General features: G+C 47.7%; 13 protein-coding genes and 1 pseudogene. 10 read left to right on the top strand and 4 right to left on the bottom strand.

Features of this window, described 5'->3' with window-relative positions:
* Positions 1-348: 348 nt before the first annotated feature.
* The 3 genes from J7445_RS06815 to J7445_RS06805 all read right to left on the bottom strand — a co-directional run bounded on the left by J7445_RS06815 (position 349) and on the right by J7445_RS06805 (position 5,083).
* Positions 349-2,844 carry a GIY-YIG nuclease family protein gene (locus J7445_RS06815; RefSeq protein WP_209282819.1) on the bottom strand — a complete coding sequence of 832 codons (2,496 nt, stop codon included), beginning with the start codon at positions 2,842-2,844 and terminating at the stop codon, positions 349-351.
* A gap of 105 nt (positions 2,845-2,949) precedes the next feature.
* Complete coding sequence (locus J7445_RS06810) at positions 2,950-4,479, bottom strand: Eco57I restriction-modification methylase domain-containing protein (RefSeq protein WP_019270484.1); 1,530 nt, start codon at positions 4,477-4,479, stop codon at positions 2,950-2,952.
* Complete coding sequence (locus J7445_RS06805; protein ID WP_070680578.1) at positions 4,460-5,083, bottom strand: DNA methyltransferase; 624 nt, start codon at positions 5,081-5,083, stop codon at positions 4,460-4,462. The genes J7445_RS06810 and J7445_RS06805 overlap by 20 nt, the downstream gene beginning before the upstream one ends.
* 111 nt (positions 5,084-5,194) lie before the next feature.
* On the opposite strand from J7445_RS06805, the gene J7445_RS06800 reads away from it, so the two are divergent.
* The 9 genes from J7445_RS06800 to J7445_RS06760 all read left to right on the top strand — a co-directional run bounded on the left by J7445_RS06800 (position 5,195) and on the right by J7445_RS06760 (position 13,188).
* Positions 5,195-5,611 carry a hypothetical protein gene (locus J7445_RS06800; RefSeq protein ID WP_209282818.1) on the top strand — a complete coding sequence of 139 codons (417 nt, stop codon included), beginning with the start codon at positions 5,195-5,197 and terminating at the stop codon, positions 5,609-5,611.
* A gap of 272 nt (positions 5,612-5,883) precedes the next feature.
* Positions 5,884-6,156, top strand: coding sequence for an ACT domain-containing protein (locus J7445_RS06795; RefSeq protein ID WP_009174021.1), 273 nt, complete (start codon positions 5,884-5,886; stop codon positions 6,154-6,156).
* 14 nt (positions 6,157-6,170) lie between these two features.
* Positions 6,171-7,526, top strand: coding sequence for a PFL family protein (locus J7445_RS06790; RefSeq protein ID WP_009174020.1), 1,356 nt, complete (start codon positions 6,171-6,173; stop codon positions 7,524-7,526).
* A gap of 151 nt (positions 7,527-7,677) precedes the next feature.
* Positions 7,678-8,097, top strand: a complete 420-nt coding sequence (locus tag J7445_RS06785) for an OsmC family protein (protein WP_003741038.1) — start codon at positions 7,678-7,680, stop codon at positions 8,095-8,097.
* A gap of 360 nt (positions 8,098-8,457) precedes the next feature.
* Positions 8,458-9,174: a GntR family transcriptional regulator gene (locus tag J7445_RS06780; protein WP_209282817.1), complete on the top strand. Its 717-nt coding sequence runs from the start codon at positions 8,458-8,460 to the stop codon at positions 9,172-9,174.
* A 147-nt stretch (positions 9,175-9,321) separates the two neighbouring features.
* Positions 9,322-10,404, top strand: a complete 1,083-nt coding sequence (gene trmA / locus J7445_RS06775; protein ID WP_209282816.1) for a tRNA (uridine(54)-C5)-methyltransferase TrmA — start codon at positions 9,322-9,324, stop codon at positions 10,402-10,404.
* Positions 10,405-10,520: 116 nt separating this feature from the next.
* Positions 10,521-11,291 carry a sulfite exporter TauE/SafE family protein gene (locus J7445_RS06770; RefSeq protein WP_209282815.1) on the top strand — a complete coding sequence of 257 codons (771 nt, stop codon included), beginning with the start codon at positions 10,521-10,523 and terminating at the stop codon, positions 11,289-11,291.
* A 103-nt stretch (positions 11,292-11,394) separates the two neighbouring features.
* Positions 11,395-12,495 carry a chorismate synthase gene (gene aroC, locus J7445_RS06765; RefSeq protein ID WP_209282814.1) on the top strand — a complete coding sequence of 367 codons (1,101 nt, stop codon included), beginning with the start codon at positions 11,395-11,397 and terminating at the stop codon, positions 12,493-12,495.
* A gap of 228 nt (positions 12,496-12,723) precedes the next feature.
* Positions 12,724-13,188, top strand: a complete 465-nt coding sequence (locus tag J7445_RS06760; RefSeq protein WP_003741045.1) for a ProQ/FINO family protein — start codon at positions 12,724-12,726, stop codon at positions 13,186-13,188.
* Positions 13,189-13,759: 571 nt separating this feature from the next.
* Here J7445_RS06760 and J7445_RS06755 read toward each other — a convergent pair.
* Positions 13,760-16,417 (bottom strand): calcium-binding protein, encoded by a 2,658-nt coding sequence (locus J7445_RS06755; protein WP_209283361.1) that lies wholly within the window; start codon positions 16,415-16,417, stop codon positions 13,760-13,762.
* Between the two features lie 50 nt (positions 16,418-16,467).
* Here J7445_RS06755 and J7445_RS12540 point away from each other — a divergent pair.
* Positions 16,468-16,578: pseudogene (locus J7445_RS12540) on the top strand (IS5/IS1182 family transposase); the annotation flags it as partial.
* Positions 16,579-16,831: the final 253 nt, after the last annotated feature.

Raw genomic sequence — 16,831 nt, 5'->3', positions numbered from 1 at the left:
ACCTTCAAAGTTGAGTATTGTACTATTTTGTTTTTAATTGACTATAACTTCGATATTTCAGGATTCCACCCCCGTCATTCCCGCGCAGGCGGGAATCCATCGTAAAACTTGAGAACCCCTGATTTGAAAAACAATTCCTGAAATTCCAACATGGATTCCCGCCTAAGCGGGAATGATGGAACAGGTAGGTTGCGTATCGAAAAAAATAATTTAGTTATAGAGGCACGGGCAGTTTGGAATGAATAGGGTTTGGGTACAGAAAATGGCAGATTTAAGGTGAAAAGCAAAATACCGCGGTCATCGGACGGCCGGTTTCCCTGGGCATTAAAATTCCTTCTGGAACAGGTATTAATATTCCCCACGATATTCCCGAATATCCACTGTTGTATCATAAAGACCGATTTGTTCGGGAGTGTGTTTCACAATGCCTGTATATTCCAAGCTGCTGTCTTCATAGCGTTTGAACTTGAACACGGCATCGTTCATCAAGCCTTTGTTAAACAGATTGAGGCTGACCAGCAAATCAAAATCGGCTTGGTTTAAACCCGTCACTTTTTGGAACAAACCTGTATCCAGTTGGCGGATGACATCTTCCAGCATATATTCCCGATAATCGGTCAGATACATAAAAATCGGAATGCGTGTGGCGAATTTCATCAGTTTTTCTTGAATTTGTTTGCGCAAAATTTTTTCCGCTTTTTCTTCATTGCTGATGGATTTTTTCTGCTCTTTGCTTGGATTGTCGCCTGCTTCCCGTTTGGCTTCTTTCACCGCTTCGGATTTGTTGATGATGGTTTCCAAATCCAAATTCAGTTGGCGGAAGCCTTCGATATTCATCAGAGCTTTCATCGCTTGTTCGTTGTTTTTGAGTTTTTTCAGCGTGTCGTTGTCCACGTTCACCAACAGCGCACTTTCCCAACGGCGAGCCAAAAGCGTGGCGGTGGTGCCGCTCATTGCCATATCCAAAATGCCCGAAGCGTCAATCGCGCGCATAGAGCTGCCGTCATACGCCAACACGGGCAGGAATTGGATAAATTCCGCGACTTTCTTTTCAGGGTTGATGCTGTCGGTGTTGAGTTGGCAACTGTAATCAGCAAGCTGGCGCAAGGCGCGATCCGGTGCAAAGTCAAATACATAGCAATTTTCTTTCAAGATACATTGCTCGTTGGGGTTGTCGGGATTATGCCCACGCAACACCCACGGTGTTTGCACTCGGAATGCCGCTTGGAAATAGGTTTCAGGGCTGGCAAGGTTGCGCAACATAAAAATCCCTGCCCACGGCGCAACGGATACGCCGGTCGTCAATTTGCCGCAACTGAGCGTAATACTTTTGGATTGCAACGGTTTTTCCATCGCTTTTTTTACCGGAACTAAGGCTTCTGCGCCTATGCCTGCTTCATTGCCTGCGGCGACAAGGATTTGATAGTCGTGATAAAAGGTATTTTGTTGTTGCGCCAATAAATTTTTCATCGCATAGCAGCTTGCCACATTCGGCAAAAACCAAAAAGTATGCAGCAGGCTGCCTAATAAATGCGTATCGCTAAACGGCATCGGCGGCCGCTCTGCGCCCATTTTCAGATTATCCACCGTCGTAGAAAGCAGTTGTCCGCGGATCAAATCCAGCCATTTTTGCACTTCGCTTTCATATTTGAATTTGGCTTTGTCGCCCTCGCCTACGGCAGAGAAAAAAACATTCAAATCAAACTCGGCAAATTCGCCTTTTAACGCCACTTCCCGAATCTCATCGGGCAACTGATAAGTGAGCATCACCATTTTCGGCAGCGATAAATAAGGGTTGTTATCGCCTTGCCATGCCGCTTTGGCTTTCTGCTCGTCGGAATACGTCCAGTTGAAAATCTGCTCTTCAATAAATTCGCCCGAATTGATGGCGCGAAACGGCGTACCCGACAAATAAAGATAATGGTCTGTCGTAATCGGCAACAAATCCTCATCAAAATAATCGGGCGAATCCAGCTCCATCTCTTGTTCTTCGGCATGTTGCTGCTTGGCTTGTGATTTTTCCCATTCACTGTCGGCAAACAAGTCTTTTGCCTTATCCCGCCACGCGCCGTAATGGTATTCGTCAAAAATTACGCAATCCCAGTTAATAGCGTGTACCCACTCGTTTTTCAGCTTAATGCCGCCCGATTTGCTTTTACCCAAATAATCTTGGAATGAACCGAAACAGATTTGCGGAAAATCGGCGTGCGGACGCCAATCGCTGCCATCGGTTACAAAACGCCAATCCTGAAAATCCAAATGGTCTTGCAAATCTTCCTGCCACGCATTTTGCACTGCGGGCTTGAAAGTCAAAACCAACACCTTTTTCCAACCCATTTTTTTTGCCAGCTGATAGGCTGCAAAGGTTTTGCCGAAGCGCATTTTTGCATTCCACAAAAAATGCGGAATTTTGCCTTTGTTCATCGGATCTTCGGTAAAACGTTGGAAATAATCCGCTGCTTTTTCTACCGCACTTTGCTGCTCGGGGCGCATACCGAAATTGAAAATTGCCTTTTTCTTTACCGCAACACCCGTTTTCAGTTCTAACAATGCCGTCTGAACATCTTCTACCGTACATTCAAACCACTCGCCTTTAACCCGTTTAACCCCATGTTTGAGCAAAACTTTGTGTACATCGTGATCGGTAAAAAACGAACCGTCATCACGTACCGCATCTTCGTCCAATTCAATGCGGTAGCTTTGACCAGGCTGTTTGACAGGAAATTGCGCTTCCACACGCTCTTTGACCGATTTGGCGGTATAGCCCACTTTCAGACAATCGGGATAACGGATGTCGGAATAAGCATAAATTTTAGGGCGGCGTAAAGGGGAAAGGTAAGGCATAGGATTTCCTTAGCGTTTATTGTGTTTGGCTTGTAGGGTGGGTTTTAGCTTACCAAATACGCAATATCGTCTGAAAATGGTGGGCTAGAAAGCCCACCCTACGGGTTATTCGTTGTTCATCGGCCGGATCATGGATTCGATAAATTCAATTTCCGCCTCACTTAAACCATATTTTTCGTAAAGTTCTTTATCCGTCCACGGTTTGGAAAAATTTTGCATTGGGACAAGTTCATAGACTTTTTTAGGCGCATCTTGGGTATTTTTAATCAGCAACACCAAAAAACGGAAAAAACGTGTTTGAATATAGCTCATGACGTTTTCACAGATTTCTTTGCTGTCAAACGGACCTATAACCAAATAGGTTTCAGTACAAGCCGAATTAGGTTCACCATAAATCGGATAATTTAAAATTTGATGGGGGAAAGTTTCTCCAGCACCATAAGCTCGCCCAATATAAACTTTATGATTGCCTATCCATTGTTTATTAATAGGAATTTCTTCCCTGCTTAAATAACCTGTTCCGCCGTTTTGATAGAGTTTGACAATGTTATGCGGCATTTGATTTTTTAAAGGCGTGGTTCTGCCTCGTACATTTGTAGCCAAATTAAAAGGCTTTCTTGAACTGACTAATTTACTGAAACTCTCCTCTTGCTTGGATTTTACTTTGCTTAAAATCCCAATCGCATTGTTATACCTAATAAACGTATCTATCCCATCTTCTTTTAACGGACGCTTCATTTCTGAAATCACTTTGTCTTTTTCGTGCGTAATGACTAGGCAGTCGCCTTTACGCTGCTCTTCCCACAGAAAATAACAAACGCCACCTTTAATGCTTACGCCTGCAAAGCAATCAGTTGAATCTGGATAATCATGCAATACAGAAAAGCGTTCATCGTTCAGCATTCGGTTACGGAAATTATCTAACCCCTTTCCACCGGCATACCAACGAGCCGGAATAATCATAGAAAGATATTTTGGCTGTAATTTAATCGCCTGTTCTACAAACTGATCGTAAATCGGCTTGGCGCTGGCTTGTGCGCCGCCATCGCTCAACTGATACGGCGGATTGCCGATAATCACATCAAATTTCACTGGCAATTTCTCACTTATTTGTTTTAAATCCTGATGAATAAAGGCATAGGCGTGGCTTTCCAACTCATCGCCGCGGTCATACACTTGGCGGCTTGCGCCGCATTTTGTGCAACGCCCATTTTCCCATTGGTGCTTTAAAGGCATATAAAAAATATGCCCTTGCGGATCGGCAAACGCTTCGCAAACGGAATATTTGCCGTCGGCTTCACGGCTGCAATAGAGCGTGCGGCGCGACAGTAAGGCGGTCAGTTCTGTTAATCCCAAACCGAAAATCTGCTCGGTCAGAATATGGTTGATCCGTGTTTGCAAATCGGGAATTTCGTCTTTCAACCCTGTCAACAGCCGCTTGGCAATTTCACGCAAAAACACGCCCGATTTGGCGGCAGGGTCTAAAAACGTGGTTTTTGATGAGCAAAACAGTTCTTGCGGCAGTAAATCCAACATCTGATTGGCAAGAGCAGGCGAAGTAAACACTTCGTCATTAGATAAATTTGCCAAACAGGAAAGCACGTCGGGGTTGTAATTAATTGAGGGGTTCTGCATTTTCGATGTCCAAAAAATAACGGCCTTTAAATTCTTGTAGGGACTGATAAGGCGAACCTGCGTTATCCACTAAATATTGATATTGGAAATCGTGCCGCTTGAGCGAAAACCGGCGTGGAAACGGTACGGGCGACCATTGCGAAAAATGCAAGGGTTCGCTACTTTCGGTGTAACGCATCGTTAAAGCGTCGCCATGCACAATATTCAGGCGCAAAATAAATTCCAACGTGTTTAGAAAAGCTTCACCCGGTAAACGGGAAAGCTCGGTTTCATATTGCAAAACGATATAAGAAAACAACCGTTTGCGACAGGTTTTCACGTTGTCTTCCAACAGCTCGACGCCATAAATGGAACAAAGGGCAAGTACGGCATAAAACTCATATTCCCGTTGCGAAGTCCGGTAATTTTTCGCTACTACATCCAGCTTCCGCTTCAAAATCTGAATCAGAAAATTCCCATCGCCGCAGGCCGGCTCTAAAAAGCGCGACTCAATCCGCAAGGTTTCATTTTTCACCAAGTCCAACATGGCATTGACTTCTTGTTCACGGGTGAACACTTCACCGTGGTCGGCAACGCGCTGTTTTGATTTGATTTGTCCGGTCATAGCGTAATTGGCGTAACTTATAACGTAATTTTAAGCGTAATTATGATAATTGTTACGTAATTTTCAATCAAGCTTTTCGTTGGCAAAAAGGAACTCTTTAAAGTTGCAGATATGAATGAAAGAGAACAATTTGCAGAAAATTTGCAACGGATTTTGATTGAAAAAGGCTATGAGCCTAAGGCTTCGGTGATTGAGCGTGAATTTAATTTGCGTCATTACGGCAAACCGATAGGCTTACACGCTGTCGCCCGCTGGTTAAGGGGTGAGGGATTGCCTTCACTTTCCCGAATTAAGACGTTGGCAGAATGGCTGGAAGTAGATATTCGCGCATTGGTTTCAGACGAAAAAGCCTACCAAGTCGCCAAATTAGATAAACCGAAAGAACCCAATAAACACATTTGGGAAAGTGCGGCAAGCTATCAGGATCAGATGCTGTTTCAGATATTTTTAAACCTGCCTCCTGAACAGAAAAAGGTAGTCAGGGAAGTAATTATGGCGATGGATAAGGCCTACCGCTGTGAGAAATGATGAAGATAAAACGGTTGGTTTCCCGAAATGGAAACCAACCGTTTTTTATTGCATTGTTTTTGACTTAAAAATTAAGTTCTATAGCTAAATTACTTTATTTTTGCTCGCGACTTACCGGACTTCGTCATTCCTGCCTGCGCGGGAATGACGGCAGACGGAATATCAGGTTCGAGCAATACAAAATTGTCAACAATCCAAGTCATATTATTTTAAAGCAATGTTATAATTTCCCAAATCAATTTTTCAGACGACCCCTACAAGGACCCTGACTTATGAACAATTCAGTCATCACCGTCATCGGCAAAGACCGTGTCGGCATCGTGTACGACGTTTCCGGCATTCTCGCGGAAAACCGAATCAACATCCTCAATATCAGCCAGCAGCTAATGGACGATTTCTTCACCATGATTATCTTGGTGGATACCTCGAAATGTCCCAAATCGCGGCAGGAAATGCTGGATTTGTTTGCGGAAGAGAGCAAAAAACTCGCGCTCGATATCCGTATGCAAAATGAAGAAATCTTCCAAGCCATGCACCGCATTTGAGTCGGAGGAATGTGATGAGTATCCAATCCGGCGAAATTTTAGAAACCGTCAAAATGGTTGCCGACCAGCATTTCGACGTCCGCACCATTACCATAGGCATTGATTTGCACGACTGTATCAGCACCGACATCGATGTGTTGAACCAAAACATTTACAACAAAATCACCACCGTTGGCAAAGATTTGGTCGCTACGGCGAAACACCTTTCCGCCAAATACGGCGTGCCGATTGTGAATCAGCGTATTTCCGTTACGCCGATTGCCCAAATCGCGGCGGCGACCAAAGCCGATTCTTACGTCAGTGTGGCACAGACTTTGGACAAGGCAGCCAAAGCCATCGGCGTGTCTTTTATCGGCGGCTTTTCCGCGCTGGTGCAAAAAGGCATGTCGCCTTCAGACGAGGTGTTAATCCGCTCCATTCCTGAAGCGATGAAGACTACCGACATCGTGTGCAGTTCCATCAATATCGGCAGCACGCGCGCGGGCATCAATATGGATGCGGTCAGACTGGCGGGCGAAACCATCAAACGCACGGCGGAAATCACGCCCGAAGGTTTCGGCTGCGCCAAAATCGTCGTGTTCTGCAACGCAGTGGAAGACAACCCGTTTATGGCGGGCGCGTTTCACGGGTCGGGCGAAGCGGACGCCGTTATCAATGTCGGCGTATCAGGGCCGGGCGTGGTCAAAGCCGCGCTGGAAAATTCGGACGCGGTCAGCCTGACCGAAGTCGCCGAAGTCGTGAAGAAAACCGCCTTCAAAATCACCCGCGTGGGTGAACTCATCGGCCGCGAAGCCTCGAAAATACTGGGCATCCCGTTCGGCATTCTCGATTTGTCGCTGGCACCGACTCCCGCCGTCGGCGACTCGGTGGCACGCATCCTTGAGGAAATGGGCTTGAGTGTCTGCGGTACGCACGGTACGACGGCTGCCTTGGCATTGCTGAACGATGCCGTGAAAAAAGGCGGCATGATGGCTTCCAGCGCGGTCGGCGGTTTGAGCGGCGCGTTTATTCCCGTTTCCGAAGACGAAGGCATGATTGCCGCCGCCGAAGCAGGCGTGCTGACGCTGGACAAACTCGAAGCGATGACCGCCGTCTGCTCGGTCGGTCTGGACATGATTGCCGTTCCCGGCGACACGCCCGCGCACACGATTTCCGGCATCATCGCCGACGAAGCCGCCATCGGCATGATCAACAGCAAAACAACCGCCGTGCGCATCATTCCGGTAACGGGCAAAACCGTCGGCGACAGCGTCGAATTCGGCGGTCTGCTGGGCTACGCGCCTGTAATGCCGGTCAAAGAAGGTTCGTGCGAAGTGTTCGTCAACCGAGGCGGCAGGATTCCCGCGCCGGTTCAATCGATGAAAAACTGATGGCTTGACCATGGAAAAGGTCGTCTGAAAACAAGCTTTGCGAGTTTTCAGACGACCTTCTCTATTCTTGCGCCTATATTTATCCGTAAAAAATGTTTACAATATGAAAATGCGCCTGTTTCTCAGGCATTTTTGCGACAGAAAGACAATCATGCAAGTTACATCAAAATGGATAGACGGAATGTGCTTTGTCGGCACGACCGAAAACGGACACAGCGTCGTTATGGAAGGCGCGGCAGCGGAAGGGCAGGCGAAACGCGGCCCCAGTCCGATGGAAATGCTGCTTTTGGGCGTGGCGGGCTGTTCCAGCATCGATGTCGTGATGATTGCCGAGAAGCAGCGTCAAAAGGTAGTGGACTGCCAAGCGACGGTTACCGCGAAGCGCGCCGACGATGCCCCGCGCGTGTTCACCGAAATCCATATTCATTTTAAAGTCATCGGACACAATCTGACCGAGTCCGCCATTGAGCGCGCCGTGCAGATGTCTGCCGAGAAATATTGTTCCGCCTCGATTATGCTGGGCAAGGCGGCAAAAATCACGCACAGTTTTGAAACCGTCGAAGCAGAGTAATTTTTCAGACGACCTCCCGTATCTTTCGGGGGTCGTCTGAAAAGCGTTTAGGGGCGGAATACTGTTAAAGCGTGAATAAAGGCCGCCCGACAAAAAAGCAGATATATTCACGCTACACCATGAATATATCTGCTTGCTTATTGTGGATTCTCTCTCTATTAGCCTTTATAACTTGGCCTTTCGTCGTATTGTGCAAGCTTAGTTAGGGATTGTCAACAATTTTTAATTATATCTTAATCAGGTTTCGTGCTATATCGAAATGGAATCAAGCAAAAAGCGGTACGGGTCGGATTGCCGCCGTCGCAAAATTTCTGTTATTTCAAACGATATGACACGCAGACAATGAGGAGAGCTTAAATAATGAATGCCGATAACGAAACCCTTCATGCGCCCACCCCTTCTTCCATGATGCCCGCAGGCAGGCACGATTCGGAGCTGTTTCGCGTTTACGCCCTGATACTCGACGGCATTACCGACCATGTTTTACTGCCCGGCAAAAAACTGACCGAATCCGAGCTTTGCCGCCAGATGGTTTGCTCGCGCAATACCGTGCGCGGCGCGCTGTCCCTGTTGGCGCACGACAAAATCGTCGATTTGCAGCCCAATCGCGGCGCATTCGTCCATGTTCCCGATTTGAAGGAAATGCAGGACGTGTTCAACGCGCGTATCGAAATGGAAAGCATGATTTTAAACCTTCTGTCCGATATGCCCGATTTGGAAACCCGCCTCCAGCCGCTTTACGCCATGATCGAGCGTGAAGAGCAGGCGTCCGACAGTGGCGACCGCGTGGGTTGGAACCGCTTATCCAACGCCTTCCACGTCGAACTCGCGCGCCTGATCGACAACCACGTCTTGTTCGACATCATGAACACCCTGTGTGCTCGTTCTTCGCTCATCGTCGCCGTCTTCGATGCGCAGCGTAATGAAAAACGCGCCATCAATCCCCATACCCATTCCGAACACCGCGAAATCCTCGACCTGTTGGTCAACGGCAAACGCAACCGCGTCGTCAAAGTCATGCGCAAGCATTTAAGCGCGTGCGTGGAGCGTTTGGAACGCAAATACGAAGGCGAGTAATCAAACACCAATAAAAGGTCGTCTGAAAACGAGCGTGGGTAGGTTTTCAGACGACCTTTGTCAGCATTTTCGGTGTTGTCAAACATCTTTACGCCAACCTGCCGACCAAACCGACATTACGGCATTTTTTCATGAGACATTTCTCCAATGACCGCTTATACGCAACAGCTCGACCAAAAAATCCAATACTTGCAACAGCTTTTCCAAGGTTTGGATTTTCCTGAAATTCAAGTTTTCGAATCCCCCGAACAGCATTACCGTATGCGCGCCGAATTCCGCATTTGGCACGAAGGCGGCGAAATGTTTTATGCCATGTTCGAGCGTGGGCAGAAAGCAAGCGGCGCAAGTCTCATACGTTGCGACCAATTTCCTGCTGCTTCGGAGTCCATCAATGCTTTGATGCCCAAACTCATCGAAGCTGCCACGCAAAATCCCGAACTCAAAAACCGCTGGTACGCTGTAGAATTTCTGTCTGCACTAAGCGGCGAGATGCTCGTTACCATGATTTACCACAGAAAACTGGACGAAGCGTGGCAGCGTGCCGCCGAAACCTTGGCGCGTGAATTGGGCATTCATATCATCGGTCGGAGTAGGGGGCAGAAAATCGTTTTGACTCAAGACTATATAACCGAAGAGCTGAACGTAAACGGTAAAACCTTTCGCTACCGCCAAGTCGAAGGCAGCTTTACCCAGCCCAATGCCCGCGTGTGCGAAAAAATGCTTGGCTGGGCGTGTGATGTTGCGCAAAATCTCGACGGCGATTTGCTCGAACTCTACTGCGGCAACGGCAATTTCACCCTGCCGCTCTCGCAGCATTTCCGTCAGGTGTTAGCAACCGAAGTGTCCAAAACTTCCGTTTACGCCGCGCAATGGAACATCGAAGCGAACCAAAGAGACAACATCAAAATCGCCCGCCTCTCTGCGGAAGAATTTACCGAAGCCTATACGCAAAGCCGCGAATTCCGCCGCCTGCAAGAGCAGGGTATCTCGTTGAAAGATTACGGATTCTCCACGATTTTTGTCGATCCGCCCCGCGCCGGCGTCGATGATGAAACGCTGAAGCTGGTTTCCCGGTTCGACAACATTATCTATATTTCCTGCAATCCTGAAACCTTGCGCGCGAACCTCGACAGACTTTGCCAAACCCATACTGTCGAACGCGCTGCGTTGTTTGATCAGTTCCCGTTTACGCACCATATCGAAAGCGGCGTTTATTTGAAGAAGAAATAAAGAAGCGGGGTTGAAAAAGGTCGTCTGAACATTTTAAAAACATGGATTTCATGTGCAAAACTGTTTTCAGACGACCTTTTCCCTGATAAGAAATTTCCAATAAAGCCTGAATCATCATGCCCGTAGATTCCTTTTTCTACTTCTTACTGCTCACCGGATTTTGTGCCGGACTGATGGACGCGGCGGTTGGCGGCGGCGGGCTGTTGCAAATTCCCGGACTGTTCAACCTGCTGCCGAATTCCACACCTGTCGCTTCGGTGATGGGCGTGAATAAGTTTGCCTCCTGCTGCGGGACGGTTACTGCGACGGGGCAATATCTGCGCAGAATCCCTGTACCGTGGAAAATGCTGCTGCCCGCCGCCGCGCTGGCTTTTGCCGCTTCCTATCTGGGCGCGAAAACCGTGGTCTTCCTCCCTGTGCAATATATGAAACCGGCGATGCTGGTCATCATGATTGCCATGTGTGTTTATACCTTTATCAAAAAAGATTTGGGGCAGACGGTGCGCACTGAAAAACTGACGCGTCGAGAAACCTTGTGGGGTTTGTTTTTCGGCGCATTAATCGGGTTTTACGACGGTATTTTCGGGCCGGGAACGGGCAGCCTTTTGGCTTTCGTGTTCGTCCGTTTTTACGGCTACGATTTTTTGACGGCAAACGCATCGGCAAAAGTCATCAATTCGACCACCAATCTCGCCGCGCTGACATTTTTCATCCCGCAAGGGCATGTTGTTTGGGCGTGGGCAATTCCGCTTGCGCTGGCGAATTTGTGCGGCGGCATGGTCGGTGCGAAATTGGCGATACGCGGCGGAACCAAGTTTCTGCGTTACGGATTTATGGTGTTGTTGTGTCTGACCATAGGCAAGTTCGCTTGGGATTTGATTCGATAGAGATAAGGCGCACCATAGCAGGATTCGCGTCCTGAAAGCGTTTCAGACGACCTTTGTATGCTAAAATCCGTCATCTTTCAGCATATAACCGATAGAGGGCAACATGGCAGGCAACACTTTCGGACAACTCTTTACCGTTACCACCTTCGGCGAAAGCCACGGCGCAGGTTTGGGCTGCATCATCGACGGCTGCCCGCCTGGGCTGGCATTGACCGAATCATACATCCAAGCCGATCTCGACCGGCGCAAACCCGGCACCAGCCGCCATGTTACCCAACGCCGCGAAGCCGACCAAGTCGAAATCCTCTCCGGCGTCTTCGAAGGCAAAACCACCGGCACACCCATCGCCCTCTTAATCCGCAATACCGACCAGCGCAGCAAAGACTACGGCAACATCGCCACCAGCTTTCGTCCCGGCCATGCCGACTATACCTATTGGCACAAATACGGCACGCGCGACTACCGCGGCGGCGGCAGAAGCTCCGCCCGCGAAACCGCCGCCCGCGTTGCCGCCGGAGCCGTCGCCAAAAAATGGCTGAAAGAAAAATTCGGCACGGAAATTACCGCCTACGTTACCCAAGTCGGCGAAAAAGAAATTCAGTTTGAAGGCTACGAACACATTTCCCAAAATCCCTTCTTCGCCGCCAACCAAAGCCAAATCGCCGAGCTGGAAAACTATATGGACAGCGTGCGCAAATCCTTGGATTCCGTCGGTGCGAAGCTGCATATCGAAGCAGCCAACGTCCCCGTCGGCTTGGGCGAACCCGTTTTCGACCGCCTCGATGCCGAAATCGCCTACGCCATGATGGGCATCAACGCCGTCAAAGGCGTGGAAATCGGCGCAGGTTTCGGCAGCGTCGTCCAACGCGGCAGCGAACACGGCGACGAACTCACCCCGCAAGGCTTCCTGTCTAACCACGCCGGCGGCATCCTCGGCGGCATCAGCACCGGACAAGACATCCACGTCAACATCGCCATCAAACCCACCAGCTCCATCGCCACCCCGCGCCGCAGCATAGACATCAACGGCAACCCCGTCGAACTCGCCACCCACGGCAGACACGATCCCTGCGTCGGCCTGCGCGCCGCCCCCATCGCCGAAGCCATGCTCGCGCTCGTGCTTATCGACCACACCCTACGCCATCGCGCGCAAAATGCTGACGTAGTGGCCGATACGCCCGACATCGCCAAGCAGCATAGATAAAATTGAAAGAGGTCGTCTGAAAACAAACATGACGGATTGTGCCGAACATTTTCAGACGACCTTTCGCAACGCCTATTAAGATAAGTGTGCCGGCTTGTCCGCAAAATAAACATTTACAATCGAACATTCGCAAAAAAACTTAGCCAAAACACAGGCTTTATACTAAAATACCACCATTACCGTGCCATAGCGAAACGCACGGCTTTATTTTAGAGGAATACAAACGACATGACACAAGAAACCGCTTTGGGCGCAGCTTTGAAATCCGCCGTCCAAACCATGAGCAAGAAAAAACAGACCGACATGATTGCCGATCACATCTACGGCAAATACGACGTCTTCAAACGATTCAAACCGCTGGCCGTCGGTATCGACCAAGACCTTGTTGCCGCATTGCCCCAATACGATCCTGCACTGATCGCCCGCGTCCTCGCCAACCATTGCCGCCGTCCCCGCTACCTCAAAGCCCTCGCGCGCGGTGGAAAACGTTTTGATTTGAACAACCGCTTCAAAGGCGAAGTCAGCGCGGAAGAACAAGCCATCGCCCAACAGCATCCGTTTGTCCAACAGGCTTTGGCAGAACAAGCCGAGCGTCAAGCCGCCAAACAGGCAGCGCAAACTGAGGCAGTAGAAGCCGAACAAGTCGGCGCAGCAGCCGAAACTGAAGAAGCGGCACAAAACAACGCCGAATAATACCGAATTGCTTTTAAAAGGTCGTCTGAAAACGGATTTTCTGTTTTCAGACGACCTTTTTTATTGGTATTTCAAATCAATGGAGGAGGGGCAGAGGGGACACGCTTTGCGCCTATTATTTTTGTTTTGACAGGGGAGGGTAAACGGTGGATGTTCGTTGATTTTTTATCGGTGATTACACGTTTTTTAAAGATGGGTTTTTATATGCGTGAGAATGGTAGTAGGGGAGGAATATTTTGTTTTGTTTGAGGTTATTTTTAAACTTGGAAAATCAAGATAAAAAAATGCGCATATCGTTTGGGATATGCGCCAAGTCTACAAAGGAGAAATAGAGGAGAAAAATCAAGCTGCATCAAGCAACTCAACGGGCGTCATTATGATACAATAAAAAAGTCTTGTCAATGGTTTTTATGAAAATTCGTAAATTGTTGCATTATATGCAACATATTGCATCAGTATCGGAAAATAGTAGCATTTGACTTTGAAGAATTATCATTAAGACAAAACAAAAGGTCGTCTGAAAACCTTTTCCACCGATAATGGGAGAAGTTTCAGACGACCTTTCAGACGGTTAAATCAAGCCGTGATTGACGGTACTATCCATACCTAAAGCTTTCAGGAATTGGGTAGTGGTATAGCTTTCGCCACCTTCAAATTTAAAGGTGTCAATCGTATCATGACCGGATGGGGAATTAACCATATCCTTGATAGTCAATGCGTTATTTGAACCTTTCAGCTTCACAACCCAGTCTTTGCCTGTGGTCAATTCGACATCTTTAATCGTTAAATTTCCTGAGAAGAGAACGGTAGTATCTGCTTCTGTACGGATATTGTGCAATGTATCGTGTCCGCTTTCTTTTCCTAACATAATGGTATTTTTAACCGAGTGTCCGGAGTCGAAAATGGCATCATTACCCGCACCGCCGTCAATGACATTGTATCTTCCTAAGGTGATATTATCTTCCCCTTTACCACCGTAGAAGGTAACTTTACCGATCACGCCTGAAAAGTCCGCAGTATCATTATCAGCCGATCCGTAAACAACGCGGTTGTATCCCCTCTGGTCAACACCATACCAGTCAATCTTATCGGTAAGGTCGTGGACAAGGTTACCGGCTTTGTCAAAGTGAGGCACATTCAGACCGAAATGCTCAATGATTTCGCCAACGGTATAGGTTTTGGAATCAAACTGGAATTCGCTGATTGCGCCGTAAATGCCGGATTGGTTTTTAATAGTCAGGACATCGTTTGTCCCTTTGATTGAAATGTTCCAAGTATCGCCGTTCAGACGGGGAATAATAATGAATTCGGAATCGGAAGGGATATGATCAATGCCGGATTTGTCATAGCCTTGGGTCATCGAAATTTCTAAATCATCCAAAGTCAGGCCGCCGGTAAATTTAACGGTATTGGCGTTTTGCATTCCGTTTGGGTTGAATTCGGGATCAAGATTGAAATTGTAGTCAAAGATGGTATCGTGTCCGTATCCTTTACTAAAGACGTAAGTATCTCTGTGTTGTCCGCCTTCTAGATGGTCATCGCCGGCGCCGCCGTCCAGATAATCATCACCGACGTCGGCATACAATTTATCATTGCCGTCGCCGCCGTAGAGTTCGTCATCGCGTTCATTACCGAAATAGCTTGTTCCGCTATCACGCAATATGTCATCTCCGCCTAGTCCGTACAGACGGTCGCGTCCGTCGATTCCGCTGTCGATGGTATCGTTTTGCTCCGTACCGGTGAGGATGTCGTCTCTTGCCGTACCGGTGATGGTGGAACCTTGTTTGTTTGAATTGGCAACAGCTTTGAGCAGGGATTCGTGGGTATAGGTTTCGCCGAGCAGTTCAAAACGTCCGATAGCAACTTTGCCGTCTGAGCCGACTTGGTCTCGAATCAATGCGGAGCCGTTTGCGGACGTAATCAACCAGTCTTTCCCGCCTTGTGCGTTGTCATTGGCACTGATTTTGAGGTCTTTGATACGGAGGTCGTCTGAAAAACGCAAAGTGTTGTTTCCTTGGTCGTCGATAATCGTATCATCGTCACCGAAAATATAGGTGTCGTTACCTGCGCCGCCTTTCAGGGTATCTTTTCCTTTGCCGCCGATTAAGGTGTCGTTGCCTGCGTCGCCATTGATGTTGTCGTTTCCTTCGCCACCATCCAGGTAATCATCACCATCACCGCCGTTAAGGTTGTCATTTCCACCCATGCCGTAAACAGTATCGTTGCCGCGTCCGCTGTTGAGACGGTTGTGTCCGGCATTGCCGGTCAAAATATTGTCGCTGTTGTTGCCTGCGCCGAAAATATTGGCATTGCCGGTCAAGGTAACATTTTCAACATTGGTTGCCGCTGTGTAGGAAACGCTGCTGATTACTGTATCGGTACCTGCACCTTTTCCTTCGATAATGACATCTTTGACATTATCAACATAATAAGTATCGTCTCCCCATCCTCCGCTCATCGTATCGGCACCAGCTTTGCCGTCAATAATGTCATTGCCATCACTACCATTTAAAACGTCGTCTGAATCGGTTCCATTGATGGTCAGGTTTTGTGGTTTCGCTGTTTCAATATTGGCTTTTGTTGCACGAATAAATTCGGCTACATTCAAAACACCGCTGTCAAAAACAAATTGATGGATGGAAGGGACGCTGCTTCCGGCAGTATATTGGTTGCTGATGGTCAGTACGGAATCTGTGTTTTTAATGGAGATTTTCCAATCTTGCCCACCGTCATTGTTGGAAACAGCCGTTATTGTCAAATCTTCGGCATGCAAGCCTCCGGTAAAGCGGATGCGGTTGTTTCCCTCGGTATCGATAATGGTATCCCTGCCGCCTGCCGCATTGAAAATGTAGGTATCGTTACCCGCACCACCGTTAAGTATATCGTCACCGGCTTCCCCGTTTAATGTATCGTCGCCATCTTCACCGAACAGTAAATCAAAGCCTTCCCCACCGTTGATGGTGTCATCGCCACCGCCACCGTAAACGGTATCATTGCCGCGTCCGCTATTAAGACGGTTACGTCCGCTATTGCCAATAAGGATATTATCCCCGTTATTCCCTGCCCCGAAGATATTGGCATCGCCTTCTAGAATTAGATTTTTTTCTCCGGCAGCAAGTGTACGGCTGGTATTGCTGCGAATGTAGGTTCCGTTATTGATGTTTACCGTATCTGCCAATGTGGATACGCCGTGCATGTGCTGTGTTGAAGGAGTTTTTTTGATATTCATAAATATTGTTTTCCGTAAAAATGAAAGATTAAACGGTGATGATGAGAAACTATAGTGGATTAAATTTAAATCAGGACAAGGCGACGAAGCCGCAGACAGTACAAATAGTACGGCAAGGCGAGGCAACGCCGTACTGGTTTAAATTTAATCTACTATATTTAAGTTGTTGATATTTCTGATTAAATAAAACAATTTAGCACAGCATTGGGAAAATTGTTGTATTTAGGTACGAACGGATATAAATATGGCATGAATGGTTTGACTGATTATTTTATTTAAAGTTATGATTTTGAAAAAAATAAATATTTTATTTTCATTTTTTAAATAATGCAATGAGTTGATTCAAATTTTTTTATAGTATTACAGTTTATTGAAAAGGTCTCAATCCGCCTATCAAACAGTTTGGAGATGAGG

Source organism: Neisseria sicca (assembly GCF_017753665.1).
GTDB classification, from domain to species: Bacteria; Pseudomonadota; Gammaproteobacteria; order Burkholderiales; family Neisseriaceae; genus Neisseria; species Neisseria flava.
The sequence above is the reverse complement of the archived record's forward strand: the minus strand, read 5'-3'. Positions and strand labels throughout refer to the sequence as shown.

Bases quoted from the DNA above. Each gene is read 5' to 3' on its own strand.
- J7445_RS06785 (WP_003741038.1), top strand. From the start codon at position 7,678: ATGCAAGTTACATCAAAATGGATAGACGGAATGTGCTTTGTCGGCACG.
- aroC (WP_209282814.1), top strand. From the start codon at position 11,395: ATGGCAGGCAACACTTTCGGACAACTCTTTACCGTTACCACCTTCGGC.
- J7445_RS06790 (WP_009174020.1), top strand. From the start codon at position 6,171: ATGAGTATCCAATCCGGCGAAATTTTAGAAACCGTCAAAATGGTTGCC.
- J7445_RS06805 (WP_070680578.1), bottom strand. From the start codon at position 5,083: ATGACCGGACAAATCAAATCAAAACAGCGCGTTGCCGACCACGGTGAA.
- J7445_RS06770 (WP_209282815.1), top strand. From the start codon at position 10,521: ATGCCCGTAGATTCCTTTTTCTACTTCTTACTGCTCACCGGATTTTGT.
- trmA (WP_209282816.1), top strand. From the start codon at position 9,322: ATGACCGCTTATACGCAACAGCTCGACCAAAAAATCCAATACTTGCAA.
- J7445_RS06760 (WP_003741045.1), top strand. From the start codon at position 12,724: ATGACACAAGAAACCGCTTTGGGCGCAGCTTTGAAATCCGCCGTCCAA.
- J7445_RS06780 (WP_209282817.1), top strand. From the start codon at position 8,458: ATGAATGCCGATAACGAAACCCTTCATGCGCCCACCCCTTCTTCCATG.
- J7445_RS06795 (WP_009174021.1), top strand. From the start codon at position 5,884: ATGAACAATTCAGTCATCACCGTCATCGGCAAAGACCGTGTCGGCATC.
- J7445_RS06810 (WP_019270484.1), bottom strand. From the start codon at position 4,479: ATGCAGAACCCCTCAATTAATTACAACCCCGACGTGCTTTCCTGTTTG.
- J7445_RS06815 (WP_209282819.1), bottom strand. From the start codon at position 2,844: ATGCCTTACCTTTCCCCTTTACGCCGCCCTAAAATTTATGCTTATTCC.
- J7445_RS06800 (WP_209282818.1), top strand. From the start codon at position 5,195: ATGAATGAAAGAGAACAATTTGCAGAAAATTTGCAACGGATTTTGATT.
- J7445_RS06755 (WP_209283361.1), bottom strand. From the start codon at position 16,417: ATGAATATCAAAAAAACTCCTTCAACACAGCACATGCACGGCGTATCC.